16 protein-coding genes are annotated in these 14,537 nt (G+C 49.9%); 9 read left to right on the top strand and 7 right to left on the bottom strand.

Features of this window, described 5'->3' with window-relative positions; all coding sequences use genetic code 11:
* Positions 1-116: 116 nt before the first annotated feature.
* The 3 genes from JCM25354_RS22800 to dsdC form a co-directional block, all read right to left on the bottom strand.
* Positions 117-542, bottom strand: a complete 426-nt coding sequence (locus JCM25354_RS22800; RefSeq protein WP_243444095.1) for a PALP domain-containing protein — start codon at positions 540-542, stop codon at positions 117-119.
* A gap of 133 nt (positions 543-675) precedes the next feature.
* Entirely contained in the window at positions 676-1,440 is a 765-nt protein-coding gene (locus JCM25354_RS22805; RefSeq protein WP_243444096.1) for a D-serine ammonia-lyase, read from the bottom strand.
* Between the two features lie 82 nt (positions 1,441-1,522).
* Positions 1,523-2,470 carry a DNA-binding transcriptional regulator DsdC gene (gene dsdC, locus JCM25354_RS14665; protein ID WP_084294797.1) on the bottom strand — a complete coding sequence of 316 codons (948 nt, stop codon included), beginning with the start codon at positions 2,468-2,470 and terminating at the stop codon, positions 1,523-1,525.
* A 1,074-nt stretch (positions 2,471-3,544) separates the two neighbouring features.
* Between dsdC and chvE the strand changes: the two genes are divergently transcribed.
* The 5 genes from chvE to JCM25354_RS19385 are packed head-to-tail and all read left to right on the top strand — an operon-like array spanning position 3,545 to position 7,481.
* Positions 3,545-4,624, top strand: a complete 1,080-nt coding sequence (gene chvE / locus JCM25354_RS14675; RefSeq protein WP_025886597.1) for a multiple monosaccharide ABC transporter substrate-binding protein — start codon at positions 3,545-3,547, stop codon at positions 4,622-4,624.
* Positions 4,625-4,628: 4 nt separating this feature from the next.
* Positions 4,629-5,063, top strand: coding sequence for an ATP-binding cassette domain-containing protein (locus tag JCM25354_RS23615; protein WP_369345802.1), 435 nt, complete (start codon positions 4,629-4,631; stop codon positions 5,061-5,063).
* A gap of 14 nt (positions 5,064-5,077) precedes the next feature.
* A complete protein-coding gene (locus tag JCM25354_RS19380; protein WP_369345803.1) occupies positions 5,078-6,211 on the top strand; it encodes an ATP-binding cassette domain-containing protein in 1,134 nt (377 codons plus the stop codon).
* A gap of 5 nt (positions 6,212-6,216) precedes the next feature.
* Positions 6,217-6,564, top strand: coding sequence for a hypothetical protein (locus JCM25354_RS23150; protein WP_279379587.1), 348 nt, complete (start codon positions 6,217-6,219; stop codon positions 6,562-6,564).
* A gap of 11 nt (positions 6,565-6,575) precedes the next feature.
* Positions 6,576-7,481 carry an ABC transporter permease subunit gene (locus JCM25354_RS19385; RefSeq protein ID WP_279379588.1) on the top strand — a complete coding sequence of 302 codons (906 nt, stop codon included), beginning with the start codon at positions 6,576-6,578 and terminating at the stop codon, positions 7,479-7,481.
* A gap of 91 nt (positions 7,482-7,572) precedes the next feature.
* Here the strand turns inward: JCM25354_RS19385 and JCM25354_RS14690 are convergent, their stop codons facing one another.
* Together JCM25354_RS14690 and JCM25354_RS14695 are read right to left on the bottom strand one after the other, a co-directional pair.
* Entirely contained in the window at positions 7,573-8,238 is a 666-nt protein-coding gene (locus tag JCM25354_RS14690; RefSeq protein WP_148301551.1) for a hypothetical protein, read from the bottom strand.
* A 244-nt stretch (positions 8,239-8,482) separates the two neighbouring features.
* Positions 8,483-9,448 (bottom strand): SDR family NAD(P)-dependent oxidoreductase, encoded by a 966-nt coding sequence (locus JCM25354_RS14695; RefSeq protein WP_025886601.1) that lies wholly within the window; start codon positions 9,446-9,448, stop codon positions 8,483-8,485.
* 124 nt (positions 9,449-9,572) lie between these two features.
* Here JCM25354_RS14695 and JCM25354_RS14700 point away from each other — a divergent pair, with 124 nt between their 5' ends.
* From JCM25354_RS14700 to JCM25354_RS14720, 4 genes are all read left to right on the top strand, one after another.
* The gene (locus JCM25354_RS14700; RefSeq protein WP_025886603.1) at positions 9,573-10,157 is read left to right on the top strand and encodes a TetR/AcrR family transcriptional regulator; all 585 of its coding nucleotides are present in this window, start codon (positions 9,573-9,575) and stop codon (positions 10,155-10,157) included.
* A 504-nt stretch (positions 10,158-10,661) separates the two neighbouring features.
* The gene (locus JCM25354_RS14710) at positions 10,662-11,849 is read left to right on the top strand and encodes a glutathionylspermidine synthase family protein (RefSeq protein ID WP_025886606.1); all 1,188 of its coding nucleotides are present in this window, start codon (positions 10,662-10,664) and stop codon (positions 11,847-11,849) included.
* A 316-nt stretch (positions 11,850-12,165) separates the two neighbouring features.
* A complete protein-coding gene (locus JCM25354_RS23620; RefSeq protein ID WP_369345804.1) occupies positions 12,166-12,264 on the top strand; it encodes a hypothetical protein in 99 nt (32 codons plus the stop codon).
* Complete coding sequence (locus JCM25354_RS14720; RefSeq protein WP_025886607.1) at positions 12,261-12,839, top strand: DUF421 domain-containing protein; 579 nt, start codon at positions 12,261-12,263, stop codon at positions 12,837-12,839. The genes JCM25354_RS23620 and JCM25354_RS14720 overlap by 4 nt, the downstream gene beginning before the upstream one ends.
* A gap of 80 nt (positions 12,840-12,919) precedes the next feature.
* Here the strand turns inward: JCM25354_RS14720 and JCM25354_RS22810 are convergent, their stop codons facing one another.
* Together JCM25354_RS22810 and JCM25354_RS19390 are read right to left on the bottom strand one after the other, a co-directional pair.
* Positions 12,920-13,255, bottom strand: coding sequence for an NAD(P)/FAD-dependent oxidoreductase (locus tag JCM25354_RS22810; RefSeq protein WP_243444098.1), 336 nt, complete (start codon positions 13,253-13,255; stop codon positions 12,920-12,922).
* A 62-nt stretch (positions 13,256-13,317) separates the two neighbouring features.
* Positions 13,318-14,337, bottom strand: a complete 1,020-nt coding sequence (locus tag JCM25354_RS19390; RefSeq protein ID WP_243444099.1) for an FAD-dependent oxidoreductase — start codon at positions 14,335-14,337, stop codon at positions 13,318-13,320.
* Between the last annotated feature and the right edge of the window lie 200 nt (positions 14,338-14,537).

A 14,537-nucleotide genomic window follows, 5' to 3' on the forward strand; every position in this document is an offset into this window, starting at 1 on the left:
TTCTGAGCCCAGACGGGGCCTCCTGAAAAGAAGATAAATACCAGACCCAGAAACAGGTATTTCATTTTCTGATCCATTTATATCATCCATTCTTCTCTTGATTATCATCTTTACTTTCAAATACTACATAGATATTCTGACCTCACTGACTCCGGCACCATACCGCCTCCAGTTGCCCATACTAGATGCAGTGGTGCGGCACGGCTCTCATCAGGTGAGTACCTGGAATTTCCAGAGACAGCTGTATTCAACATCTTATAAGGGCCTATCATGCCCGCAAGCGCTGACGGCTCAAGGAAAATGCTTTCTGTCTCATACAAAGAGCGAAGCAGATCCTGCAAAACCTGATCGCTGACCGTGTAAATTCCATCCAGTAGCCCTTCCATTATCCGGCCCACAAACCCTGAAGGACGACCAACAGCAAGGCCGGACGCAACTGTTTTATTGTCCAGACCAATATCATTTACGCAAATACGATTATGTAACCCGGTATACATACCCAGGAGCATGGATGGTGAATGAGTGGCTCCGCCCAGAAACATCTGACGTGATCCCCGAACGCCAGCTTGAGTCCGAACGTTACCCCCCCCGGCGCGCCGCCAACACCGCACGGCAAATATACAAAAAGAGGATGTTCCTGATCCACCAGGCGCCCCTGTCGGGCAAGCTGTCTTTTCAGACGAAGCCCTGCAACGGCGTAGCCCAGAAACAGTAAACGCGAGTCTCATCGTCTATGAAATAGGAATTGTATGATTTTTGGGAAATATCACGACTTGCAGATACAGCACTGTTGTAGTCTCCCGAATGCTCTACCACGTTCACGCCATGCTCAATAAGAAGATTTTTCTTCCATAAACTTGCTTCCCTGGACATGTGAACGTTGACTTCAAATCCCAGCGCTCTACTGATTATCCCAGTAGCCAGACCAAGATTACCTGTTGATGCTACAGATATGCTATAAGAAGAAAATAAATTCCTGAATTTTTCCGAAGCAAAAACCCTGTAATCATCAGATTCTGATAATATTCCCGCATCCAGCGCAATCTTCTCAGCGTGGCAGAGAACTTCGTAAATTCCTCCACGAGCTTTTATTGAGCCCGCTATGGGCAGATGGCTATCTTTTTTCAGAAAAATATCTCCATGGATTTTTTTATTGTATTCTGCATCCATGTGAGTTTGCATATTTCTCAGAGGTACAATATCTGATTCAATAATACCTCCTCTGTCGCTTGTTTCCGGAAACATTTCGGCAATATATGCAGAAAATCTATCCATTCTTGCAGAGGCCCCCTCTACATCACTCAAGGATATTCCTGCTCTGATTACCCCTTCTGAGGTTGGAACTTTACCAGGGTTTTCCCAGAATATCTCTTCGTATTTCTGCAAATGTAATATGAGGGAATATTCACACGTTAGACGCGACAGATCTATATCAGACATTTTCATATACTTTCGACCGCCATGTTTCCAATAAATATCACCGATCCATGTCGACTTTATTTTCCGTCGTTTTTTTGCACTGTCAGTCATCGGCTTGTTTATGAAGCCAATCAAGAAATACCTTCAATCTTGCAGACGTCTGAACCTTTTTTGGGTAAACTGCATAATACCCGTAGTTTTCTATATTAACAAAATCTCCAAATGGAGTAATAAGATCACCGGATGCAATCGAAGATCTAACAATACGCTCGCGTCCCATTGAGATACCAGCATGATTGACAGCAGCCAGCGCGCACAGACCTGCATTGTCAAACTTCATAGCATGCCCGGGTTCAGGCATCTGCAAATGCTTTGCTCGAAGCCACAACTGCCACTCGGCATCCGACGTCGCGTTGTCCCATGCTGCAGCATCGAAGAGAATTGTACATCTGGATATTTCTTCTATTTTTCCAGACAGGCACATTTCCTCATAATATTTTTTGCTACATACAGGAGCCATACTTTCGATCATGAATAATTCGCCATTCATGCCCTGATAGACACCATCCGAGTATGTAAGAATAACGTCACATTCGTATTTGACATCATCAACAGACTCATTGCCCACTTTGATATCAAGCATTAATGCAGGGTTTTCGCTTTGAAACTTATGTATTCTTGGTATCAGCCAGAACCCGGCCAATGACGGCCTGACATAAAGCCGCAAGCGTCCGGATACTTTGCTCAATGCGCTATCCTGTATGGCGCTGCTTATCTGGGCAAATGAAATCTCCAGAACATTGAATATGCGCACTCCATCTTCAGTGAGCTGGACACGGCGGGGATAACGATCGAAAAGCCTGATTTCAATCTCTCGCTCAAGATTGGAAATCCTGTGGCTCAATGCACTGCTGGTAAGGCACAACTCATCCGCCGCTTGCTTGAAGCTGAGATAACGTGCCACCATGTAAAATGCATACAAGTTTGAATACGTGGAAACACTAATTGGCTTTCCATCCAGTCGACTTGAAATATCAGAATTAGAAAACATTATCGACCTCGAACAGAAACACCTTAGATACAGAAAATTGCTATAGTTAATATTATATATTATTCCAAGACAAGGTCCCGCTCTTAGCTTACGTACCAGACACCACTTCGATCAACTGATAAATTACAACAGGAAGCATTGTAAAAAATATTACGAGAGATCCCAACAGGAAATACATGACACTACTTCCCTTTTCGAATATCGATGGATTTATGTCTCTGAACGTATTAACTGATAAGACAAATTTCTTGAATATACCTTCCATTTTCAATTTCCATTTATCGCAAGAAAAACAAGAACACCAACAGGGACACATAAAAATATGATTTTCACGTCCACCTCCTGTTGCGCGAAGATACAATCTGCGACCTGATCTACAAGCGAGATTTTTAGAACATATAGATGACAAAAGCTCACCTGTTCTTTAAAGCCATCACACAATCTCTGCGCAGAGACGAGACAGACAGTACTATATTCGTTACTTACAATATTTCCTATATTGTTTATTTAATATTAATAAATTTATCTACAAGACAATAGAAATTCTCCGAGGACAACAAGAGGGCCTTAGTCTGCTTTTTTTGCCGTGAATTATCAGATGTCTCTCTCTTTATCTGGACCTTTTATGATCAGACGCCCTCGCTCTTCCTTCGCACACCTGTCAGAACATTTTCAAACCATAAGCAGCGATACCTCACAAACTCGCATCAACCTGAAATGTGGCAACTACGATCAGCAAAAACAGATCCGCTATGCCCGCTCTCTAATTTAACGATAATTACCGAGATATATTAAAGAAACTTCACATTTCCGTGAGATGGAAATCACGTTATTTATAACATCTGAATGATATGTTTATATCGATCATGTTATGGAGTGTTTGCGTCTGGCGGAGGAACATGCCTGGCATCGCTCCTTGTAAAGGAAGGATCGCTCCCTCATTCCTCACAAGGTTCGTCATCAGGCATGACAACTGTTGAGCTTGAAAGTCATTTTTTCAGAACCGGTTATCTTTACTGCATTGTTCCGACAATAACTCTTAAATTGCGGAACCCTTTCTGGACATCTTATGCCATGAGCAGATTTCGTACAGGTTTTGCCCTGATTGCTTTCGCTACTACAGCCCTTTTAAGCCCCGAAGCAGCGAACATCGCCCTTGCACAGGACAAGCCTGTCGTGGGGATAGCCATGCCTACCAAATCGTCTGCACGCTGGATTGCAGATGGCAATAATATTGTGAAAACCCTGCAATCCCGCGGCTATCGTACGGATCTGCAATATGCCGATGACGACGTTCCCAATCAGGTATCCCAGATTGAAAACATGGTCGCCAAAGGCGACAAGGTTCTGGTAATTGCCGCCATAGACGGTACGACACTGTCCGACACACTGCACAAGGCCGCCCAACGCGGCGTGAAGGTCGTCGCTTATGACCGGCTTATTCGCAATTCGCCCGATGTCAGCAATTACGCCACGTTCGACAATTTCAAGGTCGGCGTATTACAGGCCAGTTCCCTGATACAGGCTCTTGGCCTGCCAGACGCCAAAGGGCCGTTCAATATAGAGATTTTCGGGGGATCGCCTGACGACAATAACGCCTACTTCTTTTTCGATGGTGCGATGTCGGTACTCAAACCTTATATCGACAGCGGCAAGCTTGTTGTTCGTTCCGGCCAGAAGACCATGGATAAGGTCTCCACACTCCGCTGGGACGGATCTACCGCCCAGGCCCGCATGGATAATCTGCTGAGCGCCTATTATGCCGATCATCATCTCGATGCCGTTCTGTCGCCCTATGACGGTATCTCCATAGGGATCATTTCTTCGCTCAAAGGCATTGGTTACGGGAGTGGCGACACCAAGATGGCCTATGTCAGCGGACAGGATTGCGAGATCCCTTCGGTCAAGTCCATCATGGCGGGAGACCAGTATTCCTCGATCTTCAAGGACACACGTAAACTGGCCTCGGTTACTGCCGATATGGTTGATGCCATGCTGGCAGGCAAACCCGTCCCCGTAAACGATACCAAAACCTATAATAACGGCGTCAAAATCGTACCTGCCTATCTTCTGACACCTGTCGTCGTCACCAGGACGAATATACGCCCTACACTGATTGATAGCGGTTATTACACCTCAAGCCAGATCGAGTAGTGCCATGAACCTCATTCTTGAAATGCGGAACATTGCAAAACGATTCGGACCCGTTACAGCACTGAGCGATGTCAGTTTTTCCGTTGAGCCGGGTGAAATCCACGCATTATGCGGGGAGAATGGTGCAGGAAAATCGACCCTCATGAAAATCCTGAGCGGGGTTTACCCTGCCGGAAGCTATGACGGTCAGATCATTTTCGAAGGTGAAGAGCGGCGCTTTGCCGATATCAACAGCTCCGAGGTACTCGGGATCATCATTATTCACCAGGAGCTGGCGCTGATCCCACTGCTGTCAGTGCAGGAAAACATTTTCATCACACACCCCCCAGGGCGGTTCGGTGTGATTGACCGCGACGCAGCCCGAGCCCGCGCCCATGATCTGATGCGTCAGGTGGGGCTGACAGAAGATCCCCAGACGCTTGTCACGCATCTGGCGTAGCCAAACAGCAACTCGTGGAGATTGCCAAAGCACTTTCCAAAAAAGTGCGCCTGCTGATTCTGGACGAACCGACAGCGAGTCTCAATGAGCGCGATAGTGCGGCTCTGCTTGATCTGCTTCTGGCCTTCAAGGCGGAGGGGCTCTCTTCGATCCTGATCTCGCACAAGCTGAACGAGATTTCACGCGTGGCAGATCGGATTACCGTGCTGCGTGACGGGCGCAGTGTGGGGACAATCGACTGTCGCAATAGTCCTGCGGATGAAGACCAGATCATCCGACTCATGGTCAATCGCGATCTTGAGCATCGCTACCCCCTTCATACCCCGAAGATTGGCGAGACGCTGATGGAGGTACGAGACTGGTCAGCCTGGCATCCACTCCACCCCGATCGTCAGATCATACGCAATATCGATTTTCACGTATCTGCCGGCGAAATTGTGGGCATTGCAGGCCTGATGGGTGCGGGACGAACGGAATTTGCCATGAGCCTGTTCGGGCGCTCCTACGGTGCACGCATCAGCGGTCAGGTTACGATGCGCGGCAAGCCTGTGGATGTCTCGACCGTCAGCCGGGCCATCGACGCCGGACTTGCCTATGTCACCGAGGATCGCAAGGAACTCGGACTGCATCTGAACAATGAGATACGCCATAATATCTCTCTGGCAGAGCTACGCGGCATCGCCAAAAATGGTGTGATCGACGAAATTGCCGAATTGCGCATTGCCCAGGATTATCGCGACAGGATGCGTATCCGTTCGCCAAATGTGCAGCAGGCAGCAGGCAAACTTTCAGGTGGTAATCAGCAAAAGGTTGTTCTGTCGAAATGGCTTTTCACCAATCCCGATGTACTCATTCTCGATGAACCCACACGCGGGATTGATGTGGGGGCAAAATACGAGATCTATGCCCTGATCCAGCAAATGGCAGACAGCGGTCGTGGCTGTGTGGTGATCTCCTCCGAGATGCCCGAACTGCTCGGTATCTGCGATCGTATCTGCGTCATGAATGAAGGTCGTTTTGTGGGTGAGTTCACCCGTGAGGATGCAACCCAGGAAAAGATCATGCGGGCCATCATTCGCAGCACTACCGCCACCCTTCCCATTTCCTCCATACCCAGCGAGGCCACCAGCCTCGCCATGGGAGTGTGACCTCAATGAGCGAACATGTTCTGCCCCCCGGTAGCTATACGAGTTCAGGCAAGGATACCCAGTCCGGCAATCATCCCGATGGCCAGACGCCGGGAGGCAGCCATCTGAGTGGCACTATGGGCCGTTTCCTGCGCAACAACCTGCGCGATTACGGGATGTTCATCTCGCTGATTGCCATTGGTCTGTTTTTCGAGATCATGACAAACGGGACCCTGTTGCGCCCGCTCAACCTGACCAATCTCATTTTGCAAAACAGCTATATCGTCGTCATGGCGCTTGGCATGTTACTGGTCATCATCTCCGGCCATATCGATCTCTCAGTTGCTCGGTCGCCGGGTTTACTGGAGCGGTAGCTGCCGTACTGATGGTGCAGCTGCACTGCAATTTTCTGGTCACAACCCTTACCTGTCTCGCAACAGGAGCCCTGATCGGTGCCGCGCAAGGCTACTGGATCGCCTATTTCAAGATCCCTTCTTTCATTGTTACCCTAGCGGGTATGCTTGTTTTCAAGGGCCTGGCTCTGGCGCTTCTGGGCGGTCAGTCGCTGGGGCCGTTCTCAAGCGTCTTCCAGAAACTTTCCTCTGGCTTCATTCCCGAATTCCTTCCCAGGCTTGGTCATTACAACATGACCTCGCTGCTTCTGGGCATATTTGCAGGCGCGGCCATGGTAATCGCTTCCTTGCGCAACCGGGCACGCTATGAGCGCAACGGAATCGAGATCGAACCTCTGCCCCTTTTCATTGGCAAGAACCTCGCTGTATTCGGGATTATAGTCTATCTTGCGACGCTGATTGCCAGTTATCGCGGCCTGCCCAATGTGCTGATCATCATGGCACTCTTGATCGGCCTCTACAGCTTCGTCACAAGCCGCACGACAATCGGGCGACAGATCTATGCCGTGGGCGGCAATGTGCGCGCTGCGAAGCTCTCGGGCATTCGTACAGAACGCCTGACCTTCCTGACTTTCGTGAATATGGGCGTACTGGCCGCCCTTGGAGGACTGATCTTCGCAGCCCGACTGAACACAGCCACCCCCAAGGCCGGCCTCGGTTTCGAACTTGATGTCATTGCCGCCTGTTTCATCGGCGGTGCTTCAGCCTATGGCGGCGTCGGCCGCGTTGGCGGCGCCGTCATCGGTGCGCTGATCATGGGACTGATGAATAACGGCATGTCGATTCTGGGTATTGGCATAGATTATCAGCAAGTACTTAAAGGACTGGTCCTGCTGGGGGCTGTCTGCGTGGACGTCTATAATCAGCGCAGAGCCTGAAACAGGGAACCGGAAAAGCAGGAGCCTCCTGAACATGGCTCCTGCACCGGACGACAACCCTTGCGAATGGCTATCATATCTCTGACCTGCTTCAGAAACGGTACCCCAGGCCAAGCTCGAGTACAGGATAAACAGGTACATTGATGTCATGGGCAATCCGGCGTCTCTCTTTTTCCACGTTTTGTGTAAAAGAGGGCAGCGCGGCAGCAGGCCCCTCGGTCGTCATGGAAACACGAGGATCGCCTTCAGCGAGAATACCGGCATCAATCGAAAACACGATATTGCTCACAATACGTCCGGCATAGCCAAAGCCAACATAAGGCGCGACCTGATTGGGAAGAATCTTGAGCGCGACCCGTCCGGCATCCTGCACATTATAAACCGTGCGGCCAATGCGTGCAGCGCCATTCGGCGTTGCGTTGGCGGTTACACGATTACCCACCCCGTAGACACCGAGCGATAAACGAAACCCTGTGCCAAGGGGATAGAAATCCGTCGTCAACCCGCCATTGAAGAAGCGGAATGACCCTCCGAATTCTGCATCGAGATCGTAACCGGTCCTGGGATTACTGTCAGTAAAGCGATGACGATAGATAGAGGAATCGTTATAGGTGAAGAAATTCATGTTCCCGCGAAAACCCCAGTGTGAATGGGGAATACGCACACTCACTTCCGGTCCGATACCGAGCGTACCAACACGAGCCGAAACAGTCGGCTCATAACCCAACGGAAGCGTAGCGCCAGAGGCGGTACTCATCGCCATACCTGTGGAAATGAGAGCTGGAACAGCGAGTCTCAAGAAACCTGATGACACGTTAATACGCCCTTGTGCATCCTTCTGCTGACGATAACAGGAGGCAGGACAATATTAACTATCCGCATCAATACGGAAAGGAAATTAATGATCCTCTAACGAAAAATATAGTTGTTTGATGCCAGGCCATTCACGGACTGTTCACATGCCCGGCATCCAGAAGACAGAAACCGGATGCGATTAGAGGTCAGGACAGACCATATTTCTCACCGACCATCTTCTCGCTCAGCGCCCAGAGTTTTGCAGCACGATCCAGGTTCACGGCATAGGGTCGCACCCCAGGGCATGCGATACTAAGAGGGCCCTCCGAAACAACCGGGCTAACCGCACAGTTTTCGCCATAGCGTCCGCCGATTTCAGCCGGGTCAGCTATGGTGGCCGCCCAGACCGCCGTCGCCGCGCCCTGAGGAATAGTCTTGAGCCTGTAAGGCGGCCGTCCCTCCTCCGCTTCCTGACGACTGATATCGGCAAGCATGGCGTCAAGCGCCCCTTCAGGCAAATGACGCACAAGTTCGGTTGCAATGCCTCCCGGATGTACAGCTGCGGCGCGAATTCCGCGCCCGCTGTAACGGTCATCCAGTGCGATCGCAAAAAGGATATTGGCTGTTTTGGACCGCCCATAAGCCGCAAAGGGCGTGTATTCAGTCTGCTCGAAATTCGGATCCTCCAGATCAACGTCAGCAAAGCGGTGACCTGCAGACGAAACCATAATGACGCGACTACCAGGTTTCATGAGTTTGATGATCCGGTTCACCAATACGAAATGACCAAGATGATTGGTCCCAAACTGGGTTTCAAAACCATCTTTCGTATGACCGAATGGCGTCGCCATCACACCGGCATTGGCGATAATCGCATCGAAGGATACGCCTTTTGCCATAAGCCGGTCGGCACACTCTCTGACACTGGCAAGGTCAGCAAGATCCAGCGCCTCCAGGGTCATCAATGCCGGATCAATGCCTGCAAGAGCACGACGCGCTTTTTCCAGATCTCGCGCCGTGCCGACAACCTGAGCGCCGTGAGCAACGAGCACCCTTGCAGTTTCAACTCCCAGTCCGGCGGAAACACCGGTAACCAGATAGCGCTTGCCGGCCAGCGAAACGCCGGCCAGAACCTCATCGGTAGTAGAGTAGGCTGTGAATGAACGGGACATGAGGGGCCTCTTGGGGCAGAAAGGAATGTCATTTCCGGTGAACTGACAGGACTGACATTAAACGGAATCATATTCCGTTTTTATAGATACGGAATATGATTCCGTTTATCAAGAGGGAGAAGCCATGCCCGGTATCACAAGGCCGAAACGACCGCGGGCTGATAGCCAACGTAGTCGCAAAGCCCTGCTTGCTGCTGCCCGCGCGGCCTTCATGGCCGGTGACAGCAATATCCGCATGGATGCTATAGCGGCCCTTGCCGGTGTCGGTGTGGGAACGCTCTATCGCCATTTCGCCGATCGTGAGGCCCTGATCGAAGCTGTTTATGAAGACGAACGTAATCAGCTCGTCGAGGCGGCAGAATATCTTGCCTCACAGCATGAACCTCTTGAGGCTCTGCGCAGCTGGCTGCGTCTTTTCGTGAAATATGCAGCCACGAAACACGCTATGGGGCCTGTTCTGAACACGCTTTCAGGCGGTAGCTCGGCATTTTATGCCCGCACAGGCACCCCCATCAGCGAGGCAATAACCCGACTGACAGCATCCGCTGTGCAAACAGGGGATATTCGAGATGATATCGACCCGCCTGATTTATTACGTGCGATCTATGGCATCTGCGCCGTCACCGGCGAACGTTCCCAACAGGCCCTGCAATTTGTCGATATCGTCCTGAAAGGCGCTCGCCCCGAACTACCCTCCCAGGAAGGATGAATACCCCTTATCCTTGCGTAGAGCGGTGTGTGCCCAGACAGAATACTACACATAATACCTTTTGCTGAATTAATTCGTATCTCCCTTTCTTCGCTGACGATCAGAAATATCATTATTCTCATCAAATATTATATCTAATTCAGTACAGTTGCTTCCCAAACCAGGATGTTGCGCATACAGAGGTAATAGACATTTTTCCATGTGTGTCGGGATGATGAACAGAAAAACAACGGGTAGATTCGGTTTAGGCCTGATCGTATTTTTTGCTGGCGCTGCGGTCATTTTCCCCAGGATCACCGCACCAAACCCTTCTGCCGGATCTCGTCCCTGCACACATGGCAATGATCGTGACCAGGAAAACTGTTCGCATTATAGCCATAGCAGTGCCGGCTTCTGGTCAGGCGGGAGACAGCGTGCAGAAACAGGCGAAGAGGCCAGATCGGCGGGTCATGCCGGGTTTGGTGAAAGCGCCGCCTTCCATTCTGGTGGTGGCGAGTAGGTACCTTGGTACGGCTCCGTCGCGTTTCTTCGATACCACGCCCGGACTGGATGCAGCAGGCCGATCGTATCGGTTATCATTATTATCGTAATGCTGATGGCAGCCATGCCTGGAGAGAGGATGTCTGTTACGAACTCGATGCCGCAGCACTGGCGCTTGTCACCAGAACGGCCGAGAGGCTGCATGCCCTGTGCATGGAGCTTGTTGCCGAAGCTGTTCGACGTCCCGACGGGCTGGATGAATTTCATATTCCGCGTGATTTACAAGGCTATATACGTGACTCCTGGTACCGACGCGATCCGTTTCTGATCGGTCGGTTCGATCTGGCCTGGTGTCACGGTCAGCCAAAACTGATCGAATATAACGCTGATACACCCGCCACGCTCCCTGAGAGCACCCAGATGCAGGTTACCTGGCACGCTCAACGCGGTCAGCCTCATGACCAGGCTCCACTGAACGCATCGGCACTCATCTCACGCCTTGCGCACCTTCATGCAGAGGGTCGTATTGATCAGATCGTCCATATTACACCCTACCCGGACAATCTCGAGGATGCCACACACGCCCTTTATTACGAACGCTGGGTCAGACAAGCCGGACTGACAGCTGTTCATTGCGAGTTGAAGGATCTTGAAATTACCACCAGTGGGCGTTTTCTGCATAAAGGCCGGATCGTGAACAGCATGATACGCATGTATCCTTGGGAGCTGATGTTTAGGGATAGAGGCGCGCGCTTTTTGCGAGACTGTGGCTGCAGTTTTCTCAATCCACCATGGACAGCCCTGCTATCCAACAAGGCCCTCCTGCCCGCTTTATGGCGACGTCATCCAGGACACCCGAACCTGCTCGCCGCCGGCTATACTCCCGATAAAAGCTTTTTTGGACGGAACAGAGCCTACGTCGAAAAACCGATCCATGCGCGTGGTGGCGAAAACATCCGCATTATAAAAAACGGCAGACAGATCTGTGCAGAAACCGGCACTTATGGCGCTTACCGTAAAATATACCAGGAATTCGCCGATCATCGCATAGATGGCGTGACGGCCTCGGTCGGTGCCTGGGTTGTCGGCAATCGATTTGCAGGTCTGACCATGCGAGAAAGCCCCGATCCAATCATACGACACACCTCTCCTATCGTGCCGCATGTCATTCTCAGACGGAACCGTTTAACGAGGTTCCTGAAAAAAGCATGATACATCCCCTTTCACAGAGCATATGCTTTTCATTACCAGTCAGGGAATAATCGAGATCTCGTTCCAATACCCATACGAACTGCAAATAATTGTCGGTTCATATATAATGAATAAAATATACCCTCCTTCCAATTGACAGGAGCGTTCTGCACGATCTTAAAATCCCCTGTAGGATATATGATGCGATCAAATATAATATTATTCATAATCCGATTTCAGCGTTCTTACGCGGGATTTTACTTCAGACAGCGAAATGAACTTCTTCTGGGTAAGCATGTTGAAATCAACTCATTATTCGCAGAAGGACTAAATCCGCATGATTACCCTCTATCTCTGGGTCATTCTAAAGCTTGTCATCGGATTTGCTCTGATCATTTCCTATCTGAATGTCACAGGGCGGAACCAGATTGCATGATGACGTCAGTCGATCTGGTAGGAAATTTCATTCTTGGAGGTGTCGTAGGAGGCATTCTCTACAATGACAAACTACCTATTCTACATTACATTGCCCTTTTGATACTATGTATTATTCTCATGTCCATATTTAATGCACTTTCTCGAAAGATTCCAGGCCTGCGTAAGCGCACTATTGGAGAGCCTATCACAATTATTCGTAATGGACGTTTTCTGATAGAAAGTTTCAAGGAAAATGCCAGCCGTATTGATATCAAAGATATTGCAACGGCTTTGCGTATGCAAAATATCTTCAGCTTCGACAATATCGACTTCGCGCAAATCGAGACAACAGGTCATGTCAGTGTCATCATGAAAGAGGAAGCTAAAAAACCATCGCGTTTTCTCATTCATCGCGGAGAGATTCTGGAAGCCGAGCTCAAGATTCTTGATCGCAGCCAAGTCTGGCTTGAGAATGAACTGACCAAAATGGGCCTGAATGATCCGAAAGAAATATTCTTGGCTGAGTGGGTAGGTGATCACCTGCTTGTTGTAACAGCAGATGGACATGTTCACGGAAATTCAATCCAGACTTGAACATGTCCTTTTCTGAGACACAGGACTTGCACCTTATGATTGCAGAATCCTGAAAACGGGCACCTGGTTAACCGTTACACTTAAGGAACTGCTATTTCCTGTCTTGGAGTAATTCGATTCCACGCATCGAGAGCCGCAGTTTTATAGGCCTCGGCGAGAGTCGGATAATTGAAAGTGGCATCGATAAAATAGTCTATCGTTCCACCCAGATTGATGACGGCCTGTCCAATGTGGATAAGCTCGGTAGCACCCTCACCTATGATATGGACGCCAAGGATTCTATGATCCTCTAGAGCAATGATTATTTTCAATATACCACCACGTATGCCCATGATGTGGCCACGGGATGTTTCACGCAGTCTCGCAATGCCACATTCATAGGGCAGACCGGCTTTGCGAACCTCTTCCTCGCTCATTCCAACGGTCGATATTTCGGGTACAGAGTAAATACCATAGGGAAAGTGCTGAGGAGCATGCATCACCCATGTGTAAACGCGTGATAGGCGGCAAGCCTTCCTTGTTCCATCGAAGTCGAAGCCAGTGAGGGAAAGCCGATTACATCTCCGGTTGCATAAATATGTGGAACATCAGTCTGAAAGGTTTGCGGATCGACTTTAAGTCGCCCACGCGCATCCGCTTCCAGACCGCATGCTGACAGGTTGAGCGTGTCTGTCGCACCAGAGCGTCCTCCGGTATAGAGGAGCATATCTCCACGCACACGACGACCACCTTCAAGAATGGCAACCGGCTGGCCAGCCTCCATCTGAATCGACTCCAGCTTCATCCCCAACCTGAAATGGACACCAAGATCACGAAGCCAGTGCATGAGTTCTGCAACCACCTCACGATCAATAAACCCGAGAATATCCTCTCTGGCATCAATAATTGTCACGCGGATATCCAGAGCATTGAATATTGTTGCGTATTCAATGCCAATGACACCTGCACCAACAACAATCAAAGAGCGTGGCAGTTCGTCCAGATGCACGATAGCATCGCTATCAAATATAATCTTGTCGTCAAAAGGGACATCATTTGGTCGATGCGGCCTTGTGCCAACTGCGATCAGTATTTTTTCACCCGAGACAACTGAAGTCGCACCATCCTTTGCTTCAATTTCTATGCGGTGAGAGTCAAGAAAGCGCCCACGTCCATGCTGCACACGGACCGTGTTTCTGGCGAATTGATGTTCAAGGATATCCACTTCAAAGTCGAGTGTCTTTGAGAGACGCATACGAAGATCATTTGCTGTGATCTCGGATTTGACGCGGTAGGATTGACCATAAAAGCCACGCTCCCGCCACCCCGTCAGATTCAGTACAGTCTCACGCAGTGTTTTCGAGGGAATAGTGCCTTCATGTACGGATACGCCGCCTACTCTGTGCTGCTCTTCTATAACCAGAACAGAACGGCCCAGTTTGGCTGCCTGCACTGCCGCACGTCGTCCGGAAGGACCACTACCGATTACAATGAGATCAAAGTCATATGCCTTTGACATTATATTCTCCTCACCCCTGTCTCAATCTGTCCTCGGCATCAAACCAAGCCATCAAAAGACTCATGCCTCGTCATTGCACAGGGGCAGACAGATCAATGCAATAGCCTATCCTGTCTGTGTCGGAGTCGTGATTGCGCCCGGTTTCGCGGTATAATCACGATCACTGATAGAGGCAGCTTCGTCAGCAGCACAGCTACATA

Origin of the sequence: Asaia prunellae JCM 25354 (genome assembly GCF_000613885.1) — a bacterium.
Taxonomy (GTDB): Bacteria; Pseudomonadota; Alphaproteobacteria; order Acetobacterales; family Acetobacteraceae; genus Asaia; species Asaia prunellae.

Coding starts and splice junctions, on each gene's coding strand:
- JCM25354_RS22800 (WP_243444095.1), bottom strand. CDS start 542: ATGTTTCTGGGCGGAGCCACTCATTCACCATCCATGCTCCTGGGTATG.
- JCM25354_RS22805 (WP_243444096.1), bottom strand. CDS start 1,440: ATGTCTGATATAGATCTGTCGCGTCTAACGTGTGAATATTCCCTCATA.
- dsdC (WP_084294797.1), bottom strand. CDS start 2,470: ATGTTTTCTAATTCTGATATTTCAAGTCGACTGGATGGAAAGCCAATT.
- chvE (WP_025886597.1), top strand. CDS start 3,545: ATGAGCAGATTTCGTACAGGTTTTGCCCTGATTGCTTTCGCTACTACA.
- JCM25354_RS23615 (WP_369345802.1), top strand. CDS start 4,629: ATGAACCTCATTCTTGAAATGCGGAACATTGCAAAACGATTCGGACCC.
- JCM25354_RS23150 (WP_279379587.1), top strand. CDS start 6,217: ATGAGCGAACATGTTCTGCCCCCCGGTAGCTATACGAGTTCAGGCAAG.
- JCM25354_RS19385 (WP_279379588.1), top strand. CDS start 6,576: ATGGTGCAGCTGCACTGCAATTTTCTGGTCACAACCCTTACCTGTCTC.
- JCM25354_RS14690 (WP_148301551.1), bottom strand. CDS start 8,238: ATGAGTACCGCCTCTGGCGCTACGCTTCCGTTGGGTTATGAGCCGACT.
- JCM25354_RS14695 (WP_025886601.1), bottom strand. CDS start 9,448: ATGTCCCGTTCATTCACAGCCTACTCTACTACCGATGAGGTTCTGGCC.
- JCM25354_RS14700 (WP_025886603.1), top strand. CDS start 9,573: ATGCCCGGTATCACAAGGCCGAAACGACCGCGGGCTGATAGCCAACGT.
- JCM25354_RS23620 (WP_369345804.1), top strand. CDS start 12,166: ATGATTACCCTCTATCTCTGGGTCATTCTAAAGCTTGTCATCGGATTT.
- JCM25354_RS14720 (WP_025886607.1), top strand. CDS start 12,261: ATGATGACGTCAGTCGATCTGGTAGGAAATTTCATTCTTGGAGGTGTC.
- JCM25354_RS22810 (WP_243444098.1), bottom strand. CDS start 13,255: ATGAGCGAGGAAGAGGTTCGCAAAGCCGGTCTGCCCTATGAATGTGGC.
- JCM25354_RS19390 (WP_243444099.1), bottom strand. CDS start 14,337: ATGTCAAAGGCATATGACTTTGATCTCATTGTAATCGGTAGTGGTCCT.